Genomic DNA, 15,104 nt, shown 5'->3' with positions numbered 1-15,104 from the left:
TATCAGTCACATGTTGATCAACAAAAGTTATTGAACTGGTGTTTCAAAATTGAATGACTTGAATTGGGATGACCTGAAGATATTTCGATTGGTGGCATCGCTTGGAAGCCTTTCCAGGACCGCTGATAAGGCCGGCATTTCTGCAGCAACGGCCGGCCGAAAAGTCCAGAGGCTTGAAGGTCATCTGGGCGCGGATCTCTTCAGCAAGACACATGCGGGATATGAACTGACGCAATTCGGTCAGCAACTTCTGGAACGCACGAGCGCGGTCGCCAGAACCGTCGGGGAATTGAAAGGCTGGCGTGACCGGGTCCTGAACCTGCCTCTTGTCACCATCGCTGCACCGGTGGAAATTCAGTGGATCCTGTATAGAAGATTTCGTGAGCTCTGGAACCCGAGTGACCCGTTTCGCGTGGCCATCGAGGAGTGTGTCGACGCTCACCTTCTATTGCACAACAAGTCTGTTCTGCTGATTACTCCGGACGCGCCGACAACCGGAAACCTGAAGACAGTCCAGATCGGGACGCTGAAGGGGCGGCCATACGTTGCAAAGACTTTCGACCAGAAAACCGACTGCAATTGGATTGGCCTTCATCAACGACCAGGCTCCGTAGCACTTTCGCAACCCACTTCATTTGAAGCTGAAGACTGGGTTACGACATGGGCAGCCTCTTTTGATGGGCTTGTTTCACTGGTTCGTGGAAATACAGGACGGGCGCTGCTCCCCGATTTCATCGGCGTGGAAGACGAGACCCTGGTTTTGGCTGAAGACGACGTTCGTACGTTTGATTGCCCGCTCTATCTGGCAAGTCACGGGGACGCTAGCACCAGGACGGAAATCAGCGTGCTCAAACGCCGATTGAAAGGTCTGCTCTCAACCGTATTGAAATAGCAATACCAGCCTCAACAATTAGGTTCTTGTTTGCTGAGGCTGGTATAACGTCGGCAATGGCGGCCGGTCGAAACCATCTTTGGTCTGATCAAGCGGCATCTGCCCAAGCGCCAGACTGAGCGGCTTTCACGGTGAACTCTGAAAAATCTCTCGGCTTTTTGCCGATAGCACGTTCGACCCCATCAGTCAGGTGAGCGTTGCGACCGTCCAGCGTCTCGCGGGCAATGGCTTCAAAGACGTCTGCTATGGCTGGCCCGGCGACTTCTGCGACGCCTGCACGGAAGTCATCGAAGCTGATCGGAATGTGCCGGATTGGGCGACCAAGAGCGGCTCCGAGTTCGTCGGCCATTTGCGAGAAAGTCATCAGGCGTGGGCCGGTCACTTCATAAAGTTCGCCAGAGTGTCGGTCTTCCGTCAACGCCGCCACGGCAACGTCTGCAATATCGTCAATATCTATGATTGGCTCCAGAACGTCTCCGCCTGGCATAGGCAAGACGCCTGCGAGAACTGGTTCACGCAAATAGCCTTCTGAAAAGTTCTGCGCAAACCAGGAAGCGCGGATCAGCGTGTAATCGACACCGGATGCCTGGACGGCTGCTTCTCCAAGCATTGCGTGGTGTTCACCGCGCCCTGTCAGCATGACGAGGCGTTCGACCCCTGCAGATTTCGCGGCAGCACACAAGGCCTCGACCTTTTCAACGGCACCGGGGACGGCAATGTCGGGAAAATAGGTGACATAGGCACGGCTGACGTTTTCAAGCACAGGCTTCCATGTTTCTGGATTGTCCCAGTTGAATGGAATGTCAGCGCCACGCGACCCATGCCGGACCGGCAAACCTTTGTGTTTGAGGAGCGATGCGACGCGCGAGCCTGTTTTGCCGGTTGCACCGATGACGAGAGTTGGTCTTGCCTGCATTTGATATCTCCTTCGCTAGAAGCAATTTTCGAAGGAAGGAATAGGAAAATGGGGCGCCCGGCGTATTGACTTTGCGTGTCACAGTTTTGGCCTGTCATGCCAATTCTAGGCCTGTGCACTCCGGCGGAAGGAAGCGGGGGTTTCGCCGCGCCAACGCTTGAAGGCGCGTGTGAAGGTGCTTTGCTCAGCAAAGCCTGTCAAAAAGGCCACTTCCGCGAGAGCATAATCTGTCCTTAAAAGCAGACGGACGGCGAGTTCCTGGCGGGTTTCATCGACAAGTTCCTGAAAAGCGCGCCCCTGGCCTGCGAGACGGCGTTGCAAAGTGCGCGCACTCAGACCCAGATGCGCCGCAACGTCTGCAATAGTTGGAACACCCTGGCTCAAGGCTCGAAGGATCAAGGGGCGTACCCGTTGCTCGATCTCTTCATGGGCGGGCAAAGCCGCGACTTCCTGATCCAGATAGGCGTCGAAAAAAGCGGAAATACTGGTGTCGCCAAGCCGGTTCGGTGCATTCAGGTGTTCAGGCGAAACTTCAATTGCGTCCCGGTCCGAGCTGAAATGAAGTGGACAACCGAAAAATGCGCGGTGCGCTGAAAGATCATCGGGAGCTGCGTGCTTGAAATAGACAGCCTTGGGCACAAAAGGCTGTACGCTGACCTCGCGGCTTATTTGCGTGATGGCTACGATGGTCTGTTCGTTCGATATGCGCATTCCCAGGCGGCGGTCACCTGTCCGATGCAGCACCATGAAGTGCCTGCCCTCATCTTCTTCAAGCTCATATGTGCTGACACTGGTCAAGACCCGCCCGTAGCGTTCTGCGCGCTGGTAAGATCCTCTCAGATCAATAGCTGATTTCCAGGCCAGACCGAAAGCGCCATAGTCATCGCAGCACATCGACGACCCGACACGAATGCTAACAGAAGGACCCTCGGGATCTTCCCGGATGACCCTTTCGCAAAGTGCATAATAAGCGTCGTCGGCAATCATGAACTTGGGATCGATCGCGGCATCTGGATCGACTCCAACGGACCGCAACAAGTGATGCCGGTGCCGCGCCTGATCCGCTTTCGAGCGCGATGCGACATCCACGACTTTCTGAACGAATACTGCCGATATTTGACCCATGCCCAAACTATAGGGCAACGAATTGAGAGTTCGAGAGCGAACATGATTGCAGACCTATTGGTTTCCATAGGTTGGCCCTGCCTGAGGGCTTGACTAAGCTGAAATTAGGACTGGGCTGTGCCGTTTTGCAGTCCTTGCCTGGCTTTTGAATACCTTCTGTCGGCGAGCTGAGGCGCTTTACAGATTGCCTGGAGACCAATCGCTTTCAGAGCTTTGAGCCTGTTCATTTTTCAATGAAACTGATGGAGGCCTCGAGCCTTGAGATTTTGTTTTTTAGTTTTTTTCTTAAGCGTCTTCACTTTGCTTACGGCACAGGCGCAGGATCCCGATCAGGCAAAGCTCGATGAGATTGCCGCCGACATGAAGCGGGTGACCGAAGCCATGATCGACGGCAGTATGTCGATCGAGGAGGCTAACAAGCTTCTTCAAGAGTTGGCGGACCTCGATTTCAAGATCCGAACCGGCATCGACATCGGAGCACCAAAAACCGACGAGCCTGAGAGCGAGCCACCGGTATTTGCAACTGGTCTCGGGCTGGATCCGAACATGGGGTCTGTCGTTCCGGCTGGCTCTTTGGTGCGGGTGGAGAACGTACCACTCGACTTTGAAGGCAAGGTCTGGCTTCGGCCTGAGAAGGGGCCGGATCAGGAAATCGGGGGGCAGCCGGACTTCGACCGGCTTGAAATCGATCCGGGGTCCGGCGCGTCTGCGTGGCTGATCCGGCTACCGTTCGACGTTCAAGGGGCGGCCTATCTTGATTTCGAAGGACTGGCACATCCCGCTGTAGCATTTGAAGTCACCGGCGCTGAACCCTTGAGCGGGTCCATCGGGGATCGTTTGGCAATACTGGACTATCTGCTTCGCTTGCGGCTTTCCCGGCTCGGCTGGACGCAAGAAAAGGCGGTCTCGGATTTCCGGAAGGCACCTGCGACGCTGCCCGTCGAAGTGTCCCAGCTGGCAATGTATTATTTCGCGATGTTCTCTGATGAGAACCCGATCAATCTTGTGAGCCTGCTGGAAATCGAGCGTGAACTTTCACCGCAACCGGAGCGCTTCGATCAGGATCTGGCACGGCTGTTCGATTTGCATTTTCCAGCAGCTCTTCTGAGAGACCGCGGAGACCTCAATCTGCAGTCCCCTGCAATTCAACATGCATCGATGCGATCGGTCGCCAAAACAAGAGTGTGGCGGGCGTCCACAGGACCGGAGAAAATTTCCTTCGAGCGACTCTTGGAGATGCTGAAGGACAGGGACCTTAAGGAAACAGACAAGAAAGGCTTCGACGCCGTTAGCTCTTCTATTTCTGCGACCGGTGCCGGGGCAATTGCAGGAGGTGGTATTGGTTCGCTGGTGTCCGATGTCCTCTTTTCGGCAGTCAGCAACAAGCTGCGCGACGAATTGCACAATTTGCCGAAGCATCTTGAGATTAGCGCAGATTTGGAACGTGGCGCGCAGCGCAAGATTAACGACAACAGCTGCATGCCGCTGGTCGTGAAGGTCACCGCGTATTCTGATCCGAAAATCGACCTCGTCTACAGTCAGGGCGGTGCGGATGCGGAGCTGATGGCGAAAATCATCGTGCCGCTTTTTGAGGCGGCGCTTAACCATCCAAAGCTCAAGGGAACGCTTAAGAAGCGTCTCACATCCGCTCGTGCAAACCAGCTGCTGAATGCCGCGGATGGCTTTGAAAAGAAAGTTGGCAATCCATATGGGCGCATAGAACAGGCCACGAAGGTTCAACTTCTCAATAAGGCAATCAAAGAAGCCCTTTTGGAACTTGAAAAAGCGGTGGCCCTGCATTCGAAATCCGGCGCACTCCGGCCAGGGTCTGGGGTCCCATTACACTGACACCCGAGCAGATCAGCAAGCACGTTGAACTTCAAACCCATCGGGGCCCCGTGCGCATTGGCAAGGATGGCTGCATTACGGCGTGTTGGCAGGGGAATGATGAGGCTTTTTCGGTCTCTGCGACACTGCGCGTCAACAAAGGGAGTGCGTTCGGCTATGGCTATCGCGTTGCACCGAGCCTTGCGCGCGGTCAGTTCGCCCCGGCCACTGGTCGTATCAACCTGGAGCAGACGACGGTCGCACCGGGCGGCGGAATGTCAGTCGCATTGGAAATGGACAATGCTCTTCCAGGTACAGTCAAGTTTGGCGTGATTGGTGGTAAAGGCAGTATCGGTCCGGTCGTTGGGCAAACCGGTACCTTCATTGCTCCTGAGACGATTGAGGGGTGTTCGCAACAGATCACTGTGACAGCTCAGTTGGAACAGGACCCAGACAGCATGTGTGCACCTGCTCCGGTTTTCACCCGCACGATTGATGTGCGTGATCCGGATGCACGGGTGTTTCTGCCTCAGGAACTGGTGTGCAAGGGCGCAGAATCTTTGCCTTTCTCCGTCGGCAGTCCGAGTGGCGAGGCCACGTGTTCGGTTGCAGGCGCCGGGTCGGTGAGCGGCTCTGGCAGCGCCTTCACCTACGCGTGTGAGCCAGGCAGGAAGGTCGCAAGCGTCAGATGTACGGATGCCAAGGGCGGAATTTCAAAGAGCTGCGCCCCTGTCATGAACATTCGCTATGTCAAACAACCCGGCATAGCAGCTGCAGCTTATGTGGCGGCCGGTGCCAGCAATGACCCAAACTGGCAGCCATCGTTTTCCGCAAAACAGCTGCTGAAGCCCCGGCTTCGCGTCCTGGCAGACACGGAACCGCCGAGACCGGATGAACTGATGATGCCGGGTGGAGACCGGCTTGCGGCGGAATACCGTGAGCCGACAGCCGAAACGGCGGAGCATTTTGAAAGTGTTGTCGCACCAGTTCGCGCGGAAGAAATTTCTCTTTCCCGTTCTGCGCAAAGACGCAATGCCAACTGGCATCATTCGGAACAAAGCAGCAGCACTCTAACGGCCAATTTCTTCAACACGGACACGCCGGGTCTGTCTGTAAGGGCTTCCATAAAAGAAGACATTCAGACTTTCGAAAGCAACGATGACGCGAAACGCGCGACGGATATACCAAATTCAGAAGTGGATTTTGTGGCCTTTATTCCTATCGACGACGGCGGTCCTGAAATCAATGCAGTTGCCATGCTGAATGGTGAAGTGAGCGGCCGCGCTGGTTCCATTCTGGTTATGGGCTATGCCGATGATCCGGTCGGACTGTCGTTGCTGCCGCTCACAACGGCCGTACGCATCATTCCCTCCACGCAAGATGGGGATCGTGCAGCCCGTTTCGAAAATAGAGTGCTTGGTGGACTGGCACTCGCACCGGCTGCGCCCCACCTCGGTCGAAAGAGAGGCTTGTCAACTTTCGTGATCCCCGAAGCGCCTGTCGGCACGCCACGCGGAATTCTGGTGCAGGTCGAAGGCAACAGCGGTCCGCAGAACGTGACGAAACGCCAACCGGGTGTCTTGAGAAACAGTCCGGCCCTGCTTGGGCGCGGGACCATGATTACTGTTGAGGCCAGAAACTCGATCAACCTCGAGATAGAGCTTTTAGGCGTGTTCAGATCTGAGTGAGTGGTTTGAGCTGCTGCTGCCAGTCTCAGGCTCTTGCCTGCTGCAGCGAAATTGATCACCTGCTCGTGCCTGTGATGTGGCTTCACGAACCGGTAGAAACGACATATGACTTTCGGTGGATTCTGACACACCAAAGGCCGCTCGCCGCTTCTTTTCGACAAAGAGACTGAAGGGACGAACGAGCGTACCGAGACTTGGACACCTGGAATGGCCGACGAAGAAACAATAAGGATTTATGATGACAAGGCAGATGATTACGCCAAGCGTTTCGCTGCGGATGCCCCCAGTGGCTCTTTGTCGAAGTTCATGTCGCATTTGCCTGCCGGGGCGAATGTCCTTGATTGGGGATGCGGTCCGGCGGCGTCATCATTTCACATGAAGGCCGCTGGCTTTAACCCGGATCCGGTCGATGCTTCCCCGGAGATGGTTGCGATCGCAAATGATAGATTTGGTCTTTCGGCAAGGGTCGGCACGTTTGACGATCCTGTTCCCGAAAAGCGTTATCAAGGCGTGTGGGCGAATTTCAGTCTGTTGCATGCGCCCCGCCGGGACCTTCCGTCGCATTTAACGAAATTGAACAATGCACTCCTTGCAGAAGGCGTTTTTCATATTGGCATGAAACGTGGCAAAGGGGAGAGCAGGGACAGGTTCGGTCGCTTTTATACCTATTATGAGACAACGGAACTTACCGGTCTTCTTGAAGACGCAGGGTTCGAGATCATGCACCAAACGGAGGGCGAAGAGGCCGGATTGGCAGGTAGTGTCGATCCGTTTGTGCTGATCCTGTCGCGAAAAATCTGAGAGAGTCAAAGCTGGCCCTGGAGTGCGGCAGAATTTACATGATCCACTGAAACACATATCCTGCGGCAAGTGATCCGAGAACGGCCAGGATCAGGTATAGCAGGAACGGTTTCAGCTTCAGAATTGGAGCAATTGCCATAGCACCCCAGATGCTGACCACACCGCCGGAGACAAGAAATGCCATGGCTGCGCCGGGCGCCATGCCATTGTCAATCAAACCTCTGGTCAGCGGCAAAGCCGCATATCCATCGATATAAGCCGGTGCACCGACAAAGACAGCTGCCGGGATCGCCCACCATTGGTCTTCGCCGACATAGGCGGCAAGGGCGTCCGGCGTAAGCGCGGCATTCAGAGCGTATTCGGCTGCAAATGCCGGGACAAGACAGATGACGATCAATCGCGACGTTGCCAGAAACTGCGAGGTGAATGAGCTTCTGCGCGAGGGTGACCGCCAGACCCATGGGTCATAACTGGCGTCACCTGCACATCGTTTGGTACTCAGTCTTTGCGCTAGCCCGGTATCGCGCAGCGCAGATTTGGCCCAGGGGCGTTTGGCAAAAAGGGCTGTTGTCGCACCGCCAAACAGTCCCAGGCCAAATGCGGCGACGGTTTTGCCCACCGCAAAGGAGAGCCCGAGTGTCGCAGCAGTCGTGGCAAGCATCGCCGGATCGGTGACCGGAGACGAAAGCCAGAATGCCATGATGGGTGCCAGGGGCACACCAGCGGCAAGCAGGCCCGCCATCATCGGCAGCACCGTCACGCCGCAAACCGGTGTGATTGCCCCGATCAGGGCGGCAGCGAAGATGGTTCTTCCGGTTCTTCCATCGAAAACCCTGGCAATATGGGCATCTGCGCCGCTGGCAATGATCCAGGCCGTCAACAAAATTCCCGGGAAAACAATTGGGGCGACACTGATCAATCCCCAGGAAACGAAAACGGCCACGTTAAAGGCATGGTCCGGCCAGTTGAAAATCGCGCCGACCAGGATCGCGAGACCGCAACCGTAAACGGCCATGTGTTTTTTTTGCGGGTCATCGGAACAGCGTGATCGGCCATGTTGAATTCTCCTTTGGCCTTGCAGACTAGGGAATTACTAGGCATATATGAAACGGATAGTTTAAATATCAGGTATTGAAAAAACGAATGCAAAATCTTGACAGCGAATTGCTTCGAACCTTTCTCGCGGTCGCCCATGCGGGCAGCGTGACAGATGGAGCGGAGAAAATTCACCGCTCGCAATCGGCCACCAGCATCCAGATCAAGAGGCTGGAGGAAATCCTTGGTCGGCCCGTCTTTGAGCGACATGGCCGAGGCGTTGTATTGACCGAAACCGGCCGAAAACTCGTGCTTGTCGCTCAGGATGTTACATCGCGACTTGATACGGTTCTGCGGGACCTTACCGATGACAGGATTGAGGGCAAACTTCGCCTTGGTATTCCAGACGATCATGGCCGGGCACGACTGACACGGATTATCGCGGACTTTGCGCGTCAGCATCCAGCAGTGGAGCTCGATGTGACCTGCGCGATCAGCGCGGGGTTTCCTGAGGCACTGAACAAGAAGGATCTTGATCTGGCCATTTACGAGGTCAGTGCCCCTGGTGCTGGTGAAGAAATTCTGGCCGAGGACCCGACATGCTGGGTCTGTGCACGCGACCATGACTTTTCACGCGTCGACGTGCTTCCTGTCGCCTTGTTTGACGTTTCCTGTTGGTGGCGTGATGCTGCTATCAAGTCTCTGGAAGACAGCGGCAAATCCTATCGCATCGCCTATTCCAGCCAAAGCGTTTCTGGCGTTGTCGCCGCAGTCGAAGCGGGGATTGCAATAGGCGTTCTCGGTCGCTCCTCTCTCCATCCAGGACTGAAAGTCGTCAATCAAGCCTACACTCTTGCACTGACGCCGACATCGAAACTGGTCATGGCGTCATCTGACCTTAATGACAGCAAACCGCGCGCAACGATGAAATCCACCATTCGCGCCGCGTTTCTTGATCAAAACTCCTAGAAACCGACCGGTGCGGTCCACTTGCGTGTTTTCAGTCTGAGCTTGAGGTGGTTTCGGACTTGAATTGCCGAACCGTAAGAAGGTGTTTGTGCTCTGCGTATTGTAAGAAATACTAAGAAAAAAGTCCCTAAATTGAAGGATTGCACTCATAAGTTAGTCAAACTGGACGCTTTCTATTTTTGAGGGAGAGTTAGTTTTATTTGTTCCAAGTATTTACACTTAATTTAGGACAATGCCTGCAAGTTCTGCCTGTAGATTCTCTAGGGTGGGCTTCATGCGAAATTTCTTTTCCTCACTGAGCGTTACATCATCTCTGGCTCTGACCAGTGCGACCTTGCTGACGCTTTCAATGTTGATTGTGGGAGCGATCGTTTATCAGGTTGCCTCCAATCAGGCTCAGACGACCGCGATGCAAAAACAGGATGCCAACCTGCGGATTGCTGCCACGATCATGTCGAAAGAAATCGACGGCACGAAACTCGCATGGACGGCAGACGACAAGGTCAAGCGCGTTGAATTGCCGGAGATTCCAGAGTTCTCCGACCACGCGATGATCGATTCCATCGGGAGAATGACGGGTGAAACGGCAACGGTCTTTGCCTGGGATCCTGAGTCTCGCGACTTCTGGCGGAAATCGACTAACATTATCAAGGGCGACGGCAATCGGGCTGTCGGAACACCGCTGGGTCAGAACGGTGCCGTTTATCCGGTCGTAACCAACGGAAAGACGTTTCACGGCCAGGCTACGATCCTCGGCAAGGATTATTACACGGTCTATCAGCCGATCTTCACCGCAGGCGGTGACATCATCGGCATTCTCTATGCCGGTGTTCTGAAATCAGCGGTTCAGGCCAATGTGTCGGAGATCATGTCCCGGTTCCTGCTCCTGGCTCTGCCGGTTGTGCTGGTAGCTGTCGGTCTTTTGGTGTTTGTCATTCAGCGCCAGTTGCGCCCAATTGGCCGGCTGACCCATGTGACTGAAGAAATTGCAGCAGACGCCACTGATATGGAGATCCCCTTCACGGATCGTGAGGATCAGATCGGCAAGCTTGCAAATGCGTTGTCGACGCTGCGGGCAAGGTCGCGGGAGCGTACCGCGCTGAGTGACCAGCAACAGCATGCAGAAGCTGCTGCGACAGAGCGCCAGAACCAGGTCAATCAGATGGTTGAGCAGTTCCGGGCAAATGTGGCCAGCGTGCTTGGTCATGTGAATGAAAATGTTTCACAACTCGACCAGACTGCTGAAAAGTTGTCCAAACTGTCGGAAGAGAGTTCCGGTCGTGCTACCGAGACCCAGTCTTCTGCGGAAGAGACAACAAACAGCGTTCAGATGGTTGCCAGCGCCGCAGAAGAGCTTTCCGCATCCATTTCGGAAATCTCGCGCCAGGTCGCCCAGACAAGCGACGTGGTGGAACGCGCGACCGAGGAAACGCAGAACACCAATTCCAAGGTCGAAGGCCTTGCTGCATCTGCTACCAAAATCGGCGAAGTTGTCACCTTGATTCAAGCAATTGCCGAGCAGACGAACCTTCTTGCCCTCAACGCGACAATCGAGGCCGCCAGAGCTGGTGAGCATGGCAAGGGTTTTGCGGTCGTTGCATCCGAGGTCAAGGAACTGGCGACCCAGACATCGAAAGCCACCGAGGAAATCGGCGCTCAGATCGCCGCTATCCAGGACGCTACCAAGGAGTCTGTCCAGGCCATCACGGGCATTACCGAAATCATGGCCGAGGTGAACACCTATACAAACTCCATTGCAACGGCGGTTCAGGAGCAGGGTTCTGCGACACAGGAAATCACGCAGAACGCTCAGTTGGCGGCCAATGGCACAACATTCGTGTCCAGCTGCATGACGGATCTGTCTGGTGCGGTAAACGAGACTTCCAACTCGGCCAGTGAAGTGCTTCAGGCGTCAGGAAGCCTGTCCAACCGGACTGCGGAACTTGAAACCGAAGTGGACACGTTCCTGAAAAACGTTGCGGCGGCTTAGTTCAGGAAAAAACTGACCTGAGTGCCAGCCGGTCAAACCGGCGGCAAAGGATTGAAACCGGAGGCTACAGCCTCCGGTTTTTTTGTGCCTCGCCGCTTGGCACTTGAAAGGAAAAATCGAGATGTGCCCCTTGAGGCAGCGTTCAGGTCGTTGCCGCTGCCTTTGCCTTTTCCGCCAGTCCTCGCAAGTTGCCGTCGATAATCTTTCCCATCATCATTTTCACCCTGGCATTCCTCAAATGGCACGAACGCGATTGTTGCGGGCGTTGTGTTCCAGTTCAACCAGCCCCAAAAGCTCCATTGTCGGGGTCACATAATTTGCAAAGCGGCCCCTGTACCCCTTGCGCAGTCCATAATATCCGCCAACCGGATTGTCTTCTGACCTCGCCCAGTGCTCCAGCGTTCCCTCCTTGGTTGGTTTGCCCTCGTCGGCGTTGCCGAGCGGCATCCAGTCGCCATGGGCTTTAAGCATGGCATGGGCATCTTCCAGGGCACGTAATCGGTAGGAAAGACGTGTCTTGCCAACCTGCACGACGAGCGCCGGAGGATCCAGTGTTTCGTCTTTCCAGACTTCGAATTCCGAGGAAAGCGGCGGCGTCTTGAGGATCCAGGGATCGTCCTGCGTACCGGATCCATAGGTTACATCAGTCATTGCGCTTCTGCCCTTGTCTTTAGTGCCTCGGCGAACTTGATAAAACTGGGTGTCAGGTCTGGCATTGATTTGGTGATCATGCCGGACATCGGCCCGGTGAAAATCTCTGTCATTGAAAAGGTGCTTCCAGTTGTGGCTGGGGTCACGGTGAAGGTGCGTGTACCGGTAAAAAGCCCAAGCGGCATGCCACCAGTCCAGACCATGCGGTCTGGTGGTTCAAAGGTTTGAACCCTCAGTGCGAATGTTCGCTCCGGTGACACCTCGGATCTGATATTTATTTTTGCACCAGGCGCCATGTTACCTTCAAAATTCAGAAGGCCAAAAGTCTCTGGAGCCCTGGGTAGTTCTTTGGTCAAAATGTGCCAGACAACGTCTGGTGGTGCAGAAATATCGATCTGAGTTTCATAGGTTTTCACGGCGTATCCTCAACTTGACGCCTGAGCCCTAGCATTTCTAATATGACATCTTCTGTCATGTTTGAAAGGCCACATGCGCGCAGCCCGTCTCCTCCAGATCCTGTTGCTGCTCCAAAATCGGGGCAGGCAAACCTCTGTGCAGCTTGCCGATGAATTGGAAGTCGCGCCGCGAACGATCCTCAGGGACGTCGATGCCATGACAGAGGCCGGGTTGCCCATCATCGTCTTTCAGGGCAATCAAGGCGGCATAGAGCTTGGTTTCAACTATCGCACCCGCTTGACTGGACTGGCAGAGGATGAAGCCAAGGCGTTGGGACTTGTTCTCGCCGCGGAAAACCCGATGATCGATGCCTTGGGTTTGAGGCAGGCGGCCAAGCAGGCGCGCGCCAAACTGATCGAGAGTTTCCCGGATCGCACACGCGCGCACATCACGGGGATGACAGCGCGATTCACTCTGGTGCCTGAGATACGCGCCGATGATCCTCGTATCCGCGCGCTGGCTCTGGCCGTGCAGGACTGTAAAACCGTGCGGATCCGTTTCACCACCAAGGCTGAACAGACAATTTATCCAATTGCGATGGAAATGACTTCACAGACCTGGAAGGTGAAGGACGAACTGACCGGATCGTGGATTGAGCAAATCGACTGGGGACGGGTGAATGTCTCTGCAAAGCGCTTTTCGATGGAATAGACTTCAGAGTATGCTCTTTTTACAAAAAAAGGGCCGGAAAATGCAGATCAAGAGACTTAACTTCGCCGAACTAAAAAGGCTTGGCCAGTGTGCACTGCCAATTCGGTTTTGTGCATTTGGCTTGGTTATAGCTCTTTTGGCTTTGCCTGATAGCGCTGCTGCACAAAGTGGCTTTTCCTTTGGTGCCGACAATCAGGGAGCCCCGATCGTGCGCCCAGGCTTTGGTAAAGCCGGGTTAACAGACAAAAATGATCGCCCTGAGCCCGGTACAGCTGGTCGCGGCGACTATGCTGCCTTTCTCGGGCGCCTGTCCATACTTGAACCGGCAAAGGATGCCGGCGGGCTCTGGACCGTTTTCCGGGTGACCCAACTTTTGTGCAACGCGCTTCATACGGGTGAGGCAAGCCTTGCAGAAGTTGCCCCAAAAGGCTTTGTTCTCGCGCGCGCTGACATCCATGAACTCGGGTTTGGAGGGGACAACTGGAACAAGGACTGGTACGCCATCACGGTCACTGGTGACGTTGAAAAGGATGAAGCCGCTGGTCATCCGATTTGGCGGATCAAATATGGCGAAGACGGACGCTTGAGCTCTTGCGGTGTTTCAATAGGTTCCCCGTCAGCTGACCAGGACAGCGACGCGGATGAGGCCACCAGGGAGGGTGCGATCCGGTTCATGTATACCGGGTTGCCGCAATCACTCTTCGGGATCATCACGGAGCCGCGCTTTGCCGGGCTTTATCCTTTGAGCCCTTTTGATGCGATAGAAATGGCGACCCCTTGCGGCGGCAGCTGGTGCCGGATCTCCACCATCTACAATTTTCAGCCTGACTATTGGCAGGTCTCAAGCATCATCAATTTCGGACTTGCCGTGAAGGCGGAATGAGAGGTTTCGTTGACGCGTCTGAGAGCGATCCACTCGTTAGCCTTGCTGGATAAGGTGAAATTTAGGCGAGACTTGCCATGCCCACCTTCGTGAAAGCGCTTGCCAGCTGCGTCCTGCTGCTCCTTCTCGGATCCCATGGGCTTGCCAAAGATCTTTTGACTTCGACTGAAGCCGAAGAGCGGGTAGTAACCAGCTACCTGGAAGGTGAGGCAATCGACTTGCGCGTTCAGCGGGAGCTGACCATCGAACGACCATATGGATGGGTTGTATATGTCGCGCCTGCAAGGTTCCTTGAAACCGGAGACGAGAAAGATCTCGTGCCTGGAATTGGTCCGCTCTATGTCCTGAAGAACGGCACGATCACGCCACTGCCAACCTACTTGCCGCCTGATGCCTCCATCGAGCTGTTTGAAAAATCTCTCAAGTGAAATAGCGATCGAAACAGGCCTGTACGGAGTGTGGAGCGTCCCTTGCAAACCAACGTCGTCGATTGCCCGAACTCTTCCCTCTGATTAGGCTGTCGGAATGAGTCGCATTTTGGAAACGGACCTTTATGGCCCCGTGAAGGACTTCCTCAGCAATCAGGGCTACGAGGTCAAAGGGGAAGTGGGATCAGCAGATGTGGTCGCTTGCCGCGGCGAGGATGAACCAGTCATTGTCGAACTTAAGACGGGTTTCACGTTGAGCCTTTTCCATCAGGCGATCGAACGGCAATCGATCACCGATGCTGTTTATGTTGCCGTTGCACGGGGGAAAGGCCGCAGGTTTCAGACGGCCCTCAAGAGCAATGTCAAACTTGCCCGGCGTTTAGGTGTGGGGCTCATCACTGTGCGGGTGTCGGATGGCCTTGTTGAAGTCCATCTCGATCCGGGGCCCTATGCGCCGCGGAAATCCAAGCCGCGCAAGGCGCGGTTGCTCAGGGAATTCTCGCGCCGCGTCGGTGACCCGAACAAAGGCGGTTCAACGCGCACCACGCTGGTGACCGCCTATCGCCAGGATGCGATGCGCTGCGCCACATTTCTTGCTTCCAATGGGCCGAGCCGAGGTGCGGAAGTTGCGAAATCGACCGGCGTTGAACAGGCAACCAGAATGATGGCGGACGATCACTACGGATGGTTTGAAAGGGTGGAGCGAGGCGTTTATGGGCTAAGCCCGAAAGGCCGGAAGACAGCCGAGAGCTGGCCGAAAGACCATGCGTCCTAGGTCTTGGGGTCTATGAC

General features: G+C 55.1%; 15 protein-coding genes. 10 read left to right on the top strand and 5 right to left on the bottom strand.

Annotation, left to right across the window (positions count from 1 at the left end; translation table 11 throughout):
- The first annotated feature begins 49 nt into the window (after positions 1-49).
- Positions 50-892, top strand: a complete 843-nt coding sequence (locus ACZ1HV_RS11115) for a LysR family transcriptional regulator (RefSeq protein ID WP_472718114.1) — start codon at positions 50-52, stop codon at positions 890-892.
- 88 nt (positions 893-980) lie between these two features.
- Here ACZ1HV_RS11115 and ACZ1HV_RS11110 read toward each other — a convergent pair whose 3' ends face one another.
- Together ACZ1HV_RS11110 and ACZ1HV_RS11105 are read right to left on the bottom strand one after the other, a co-directional pair.
- On the bottom strand, positions 981-1,808 hold the full coding sequence (locus ACZ1HV_RS11110; protein ID WP_472718113.1) for a Rossmann-fold NAD(P)-binding domain-containing protein: 828 nt from the start codon (positions 1,806-1,808) through the stop codon (positions 981-983).
- 105 nt (positions 1,809-1,913) lie between these two features.
- Entirely contained in the window at positions 1,914-2,933 is a 1,020-nt protein-coding gene (locus ACZ1HV_RS11105; RefSeq protein ID WP_472718112.1) for an AraC family transcriptional regulator, read from the bottom strand.
- 300 nt (positions 2,934-3,233) lie between these two features.
- Here ACZ1HV_RS11105 and ACZ1HV_RS11100 point away from each other — a divergent pair, with 300 nt between their 5' ends.
- The 3 genes from ACZ1HV_RS11100 to ACZ1HV_RS11090 all read left to right on the top strand — a co-directional run bounded on the left by ACZ1HV_RS11100 (position 3,234) and on the right by ACZ1HV_RS11090 (position 7,249).
- Positions 3,234-4,781 carry a hypothetical protein gene (locus ACZ1HV_RS11100; RefSeq protein ID WP_472718111.1) on the top strand — a complete coding sequence of 516 codons (1,548 nt, stop codon included), beginning with the start codon at positions 3,234-3,236 and terminating at the stop codon, positions 4,779-4,781.
- A 50-nt stretch (positions 4,782-4,831) separates the two neighbouring features.
- Entirely contained in the window at positions 4,832-6,448 is a 1,617-nt protein-coding gene (locus tag ACZ1HV_RS11095) for a hypothetical protein (protein WP_472718110.1), read from the top strand.
- Positions 6,449-6,655: 207 nt separating this feature from the next.
- Positions 6,656-7,249, top strand: coding sequence for a class I SAM-dependent DNA methyltransferase (locus ACZ1HV_RS11090; RefSeq protein WP_298821260.1), 594 nt, complete (start codon positions 6,656-6,658; stop codon positions 7,247-7,249).
- Between the two features lie 34 nt (positions 7,250-7,283).
- Here ACZ1HV_RS11090 and ACZ1HV_RS11085 read toward each other — a convergent pair whose 3' ends face one another.
- On the bottom strand, positions 7,284-8,264 hold the full coding sequence (locus tag ACZ1HV_RS11085; protein ID WP_472718109.1) for a permease: 981 nt from the start codon (positions 8,262-8,264) through the stop codon (positions 7,284-7,286).
- Positions 8,265-8,392: 128 nt separating this feature from the next.
- Here ACZ1HV_RS11085 and ACZ1HV_RS11080 point away from each other — a divergent pair, with 128 nt between their 5' ends.
- Both ACZ1HV_RS11080 and ACZ1HV_RS11075 read left to right on the top strand, forming a co-directional pair.
- The gene (locus ACZ1HV_RS11080) at positions 8,393-9,253 is read left to right on the top strand and encodes a LysR substrate-binding domain-containing protein (protein ID WP_472718108.1); all 861 of its coding nucleotides are present in this window, start codon (positions 8,393-8,395) and stop codon (positions 9,251-9,253) included.
- A 274-nt stretch (positions 9,254-9,527) separates the two neighbouring features.
- The gene (locus ACZ1HV_RS11075; protein WP_298960425.1) at positions 9,528-11,243 is read left to right on the top strand and encodes a methyl-accepting chemotaxis protein; all 1,716 of its coding nucleotides are present in this window, start codon (positions 9,528-9,530) and stop codon (positions 11,241-11,243) included.
- Positions 11,244-11,477: 234 nt separating this feature from the next.
- Here ACZ1HV_RS11075 and ACZ1HV_RS11070 read toward each other — a convergent pair whose 3' ends face one another.
- Together ACZ1HV_RS11070 and ACZ1HV_RS11065 are read right to left on the bottom strand one after the other, a co-directional pair.
- Positions 11,478-11,894, bottom strand: a complete 417-nt coding sequence (locus tag ACZ1HV_RS11070; protein WP_298821250.1) for a DUF6855 family protein — start codon at positions 11,892-11,894, stop codon at positions 11,478-11,480.
- Positions 11,891-12,310, bottom strand: coding sequence for an SRPBCC family protein (locus ACZ1HV_RS11065; RefSeq protein ID WP_472718107.1), 420 nt, complete (start codon positions 12,308-12,310; stop codon positions 11,891-11,893). The genes ACZ1HV_RS11070 and ACZ1HV_RS11065 overlap by 4 nt, the downstream gene beginning before the upstream one ends.
- Positions 12,311-12,383: 73 nt before the next feature.
- Here ACZ1HV_RS11065 and ACZ1HV_RS11060 point away from each other — a divergent pair, with 73 nt between their 5' ends.
- The 4 genes from ACZ1HV_RS11060 to ACZ1HV_RS11045 all read left to right on the top strand — a co-directional run bounded on the left by ACZ1HV_RS11060 (position 12,384) and on the right by ACZ1HV_RS11045 (position 15,087).
- Positions 12,384-13,001 (top strand): helix-turn-helix transcriptional regulator, encoded by a 618-nt coding sequence (locus ACZ1HV_RS11060; protein ID WP_298960419.1) that lies wholly within the window; start codon positions 12,384-12,386, stop codon positions 12,999-13,001.
- A gap of 208 nt (positions 13,002-13,209) precedes the next feature.
- Entirely contained in the window at positions 13,210-13,884 is a 675-nt protein-coding gene (locus tag ACZ1HV_RS11055; protein WP_298960416.1) for a hypothetical protein, read from the top strand.
- Between the two features lie 77 nt (positions 13,885-13,961).
- On the top strand, positions 13,962-14,312 hold the full coding sequence (locus tag ACZ1HV_RS11050; protein ID WP_472718106.1) for a hypothetical protein: 351 nt from the start codon (positions 13,962-13,964) through the stop codon (positions 14,310-14,312).
- A gap of 97 nt (positions 14,313-14,409) precedes the next feature.
- Complete coding sequence (locus ACZ1HV_RS11045; protein WP_472718105.1) at positions 14,410-15,087, top strand: DUF2161 domain-containing phosphodiesterase; 678 nt, start codon at positions 14,410-14,412, stop codon at positions 15,085-15,087.
- Positions 15,088-15,104 lie beyond the last annotated feature (17 nt).

The organism is Roseibium sp. JB4-4 (assembly GCF_055693425.1).
This window is presented reverse-complemented; position numbering and strand designations above follow the sequence as displayed.